General features: G+C 34.4%; 3 protein-coding genes and 1 pseudogene. All 4 read right to left on the bottom strand.

The genetic code is table 11. The features are described 5' to 3' along the window. Positions 1–187: 187 nt before the first annotated feature. Positions 188–875: pseudogene (locus PVA17_RS24470) on the bottom strand (ABC transporter ATP-binding protein). Between the two features lie 15 nt (positions 876–890). After that, the gene (locus tag PVA17_RS24465; protein WP_274069292.1) at positions 891–1,859 is read right to left on the bottom strand and encodes a FecCD family ABC transporter permease; all 969 of its coding nucleotides are present in this window, start codon (positions 1,857–1,859) and stop codon (positions 891–893) included. 21 nt (positions 1,860–1,880) lie between these two features. Continuing rightward, a complete protein-coding gene (gene isdE, locus PVA17_RS24460; RefSeq protein ID WP_274069291.1) occupies positions 1,881–2,792 on the bottom strand; it encodes a heme ABC transporter substrate-binding protein IsdE in 912 nt (303 codons plus the stop codon). 109 nt (positions 2,793–2,901) lie between these two features. Continuing rightward, complete coding sequence (isdC, locus tag PVA17_RS24455) at positions 2,902–3,555, bottom strand: heme uptake protein IsdC (protein WP_274069293.1); 654 nt, start codon at positions 3,553–3,555, stop codon at positions 2,902–2,904. Positions 3,556–3,694 lie beyond the last annotated feature (139 nt).

Genomic DNA, 3,694 nt, shown 5'->3' with positions numbered 1-3,694 from the left:
GTATACAACTCTCTTTAATTGATTATGATTCTCATTCTCACTTATTATAACTCACCCATTATTATTGTCAAGAAAGTTAAAATTTGTCACGCGAATTTTTCATGTCAATTATCTACTAATAATTTAACTTGATTAAAGCTAACGACATTTTCAAATATGCCCCAAATTCCTTAAATCCTTACAGGAATCATATACCAACACTTTCATGCGTCTGAATAATGACTTCCACTCCATATACTTCGTTCATACGTTCCTTTGTTACTGTTTCTGTAGGTGCGCCTTCACATATTATTTTACCGTCTTTCATCAAAATGATACGATCACTATATTTAATTGCTTGATTAATATCGTGCAATACCATAACAATTGTTAAAGCATTTTCTTTGTTCAATTTCTTCACTAACTCCAATAATTCGATTTGATAAAAAATATCTAAATATGTTGTTGGCTCATCTAAACAAAGAATGGACGATTTTTGAGCAAGTGCCATGGCAATCCAAACACGCTGACGTTCGCCACCCGATAATGCATCCAATTTACACGTACGTTTCTGTATTAAATTTGTAGCTGTAAGTGCCCAATTTACTGCCGCCTCATCTTCTTCAACATTTTTTTCATCAATTGTTGATGTGGTACCCGTCCATAAGCAACTAGTTTTTTCGCAAATTCCTTTGCCTTGTATGCCATTAGATCTTTCTGTTCTAACGTTACTGACCCCTGTTGTGGCGTATTATTACGTGAAATAATAATGTGGATTTACCACAACTATTTGGACCAATAATCGTCGTGATTTCCCCCTTTTCAATACTTGTCGTAACCCCATCTAAATGATTTTGCTGCTGATCATAAGATAGTTTTATTTGAGAAACGTTCAAAGCACTCACCTCTCTTTACTTATCTTTTCGAATTAAGAAAATTAAGAACGGTCCACCAATTATAGCCATTATTGTTGATGCTGGAATTTCTAAAGGCGAAACTAATATTCTACCTAACGTATCCGCAGTCAAAATCAGCAAGGCGCCAGTTAATGCTGAAAACGGAATCAACCATTTATGGTCTGAACCTACTAACCTTCTTGAAATATGCGGAATTAATAACCCGACAAATGCAATAACTCCTGCTGTAGCAGTTGAAATGGCCGCAAGTAATACCGCTATTGCTGCAATAATCAGTCGTGCACGTGTTACATTAAAGCCTAAACTCTTTGCCGTTTTGTCTTGCAAGGTCAATAAATTGCACGAAGAAGCTAGTAGTAGGGAAGCTAGTAAACCAATCACACCATAAATTGATATTAAACTAACATCACTCCAAGTACGCATTGACAAATTAGAGCCCCCTACACCACCAACCATAACATTCATATAGCTACATATCGTAACAAATGCTTCTGTTAAACCAGTAAACATCGCATTAATAGCAATACCTACTAAAATAATTTTCAAAGGATTTAAGCCTGACTTCCATGACAACATAAATACTAAAAAACAAGCAAATGCTCCCCCAAAAAAAGCCAATAGCGGCGTATAGAAAAACATCATTGGAAATAATGTAATGACAAGTAATTGTACAAATGATGCCCCTGCTGAAATTCCAATTACACCTGCATCGGCTAATGGGTTACGCATGACTGCCTGCAATAATACGCCGGCAACTGATAAAGCTGCCCCTGCAAATAAAGCGACTATAATCCTTGGAAACCGTAAATCTTTAATAACTGTGTAATTTTGATTTTCTTCACCCAAAAAAGCCCTCATAAATTCCATCATATCCATTTTAACCGAGCCTGTAATAGCAGAATATATAATAACTACTAAAAGTAATATACTTACAACTATAAAACTACTTATTATTTTATTCATCTGGGTCCTCTACATTTCTCATTATGGATACATAATGTTAATAAGTTCTTCTAGTGCTTGAGGTACTGCAAGCGTTGCTGTTGTTCCAAATAGCGGCTCCTTTAAATCATACACACGTCCATTTTTCACTGCGTCAAAATGCTTCCAAATATCATTCGTAATAAATTCCTCATTAAACATTTCCACAACTTGTTCAGGCATCCCATGTGACAGTCGAATAATAATATCTGGATTGCTTTGTTGTAAAAATTCTGTATTAGACGGTAAATATTCAGGCTCTTGCCCGTTCATCACGTTTTGACCTCCAGCCATTCTCACTAAGTCTCCAATATACGAATTTTCTGTTGCTACCAAATAGCTACCTGGAATACCTAGTAAAATTAAAACTTTAGGTGATTCATTTAATTCCGCTTTCAATCGAACGGCTGCAATTTTTCCTTCAAGCTCCGACACTAGCTTAGTAGCCTCAGCAGTACGATCATATTTTTTACCAATTTCTACAATGGCAGCTTTCATATTATCAATACTCTGCAAATTAATAAACGATGCATGAATACCTACTTCCTGGAATATCTTTTTTAAATCTGCCTCCAATGTTGTCACTGAAAAAACTTCTGTTGGATTCAAGGATTTTACAATTTCCATATCTGGTGACATCGGATTACCGATTTCGGGTAAACCCTCAAATCGTTTTGGCAAATCATATAAAGTCGTAGGAATAGCAATAGCATCTAAATTCAGCGCATCTATAATTTGACTAGCTGCAACTGTCGTTGGAATAATTCGATTTTCATCTTGTATGGCTAAATGGCGTTCATTATTTTTTTCTTCTACATTATTTTCATCTTCTCTAATTGAATTACTGCATGCCGAAAGAATGATAATAATACTACATAGCCCTATAATATGTAACATTCTATTATATACTTTCATATCTTTTATCTTCTTTATGTCCATCCACTCCTAAAAAAAACACCCTGCCTCTACCAAGGTGTAGTGGATGAGGGTGCTTTCAAAATATTTTAAATGATTTCTTCTTCCTTCATGCATTTTTTAATAATAGTAATATAAATCCACTAACACCGAACAATAAAAGCATACCAAGTGGAAAATTATCATTTGTTTGAGGATTTGCTACTTTTTCATTAACTGACGAAGGATTTGTTACTTTTTCTTTAACTGTTGAAGAACTTGTTTCACCAGTTTTTATAGCCGTGTTATTATTACTTTGTACTTTTGTGGCTACCACTGCACTACCATCTTCATTTTTCAATGACGCCGCATCCCATACAAAATCTACAGTGTATTCATGATGATAATTTAAGTCATCAATATCCACCTTCATAGTAACAGCAGTCGGTGATTTATAAGATGGAAGTGCAAATTGGACAATACGTGTATCCTCAGCCTTATTTTCGCTAATAACTTTATTACCACCTGTACTAGACTCAAATTTCGTCATCCACGAACTATTTTTCATCTTCAGCTGTATTACCGGAGTGCCATTTTTAACGATAATTGTCCCGGGCTTCAAAAAATAATCATTTGCCATTGAAGCAGATGAAGAATTTGGTTTATTCACTTGATAATTGATTGTGTACTTCCCATCTGCAAGTGCAGCAGATGCATATAAATTTGGTGTAACTAAAATTGACAATAATGCTACTAGCATTGAAACTAAAAATAACTTTTTGATAGTAGAACCCCCTTTTTAATTGATAATCATTATCAACACTTTGTAAATAAAAAGGGATATTAAAAATACCCCTTTTTATTCTGCGTGTTCGAGATAATATATATATTGATAATGATAATCATTATCAATATGTTAAATG

Source organism: Lysinibacillus sp. CNPSo 3705, assembly GCF_028674935.1.
Classification (GTDB): domain Bacteria; phylum Bacillota; class Bacilli; order Bacillales_A; family Planococcaceae; genus Lysinibacillus.
This window is presented reverse-complemented; position numbering and strand designations above follow the sequence as displayed.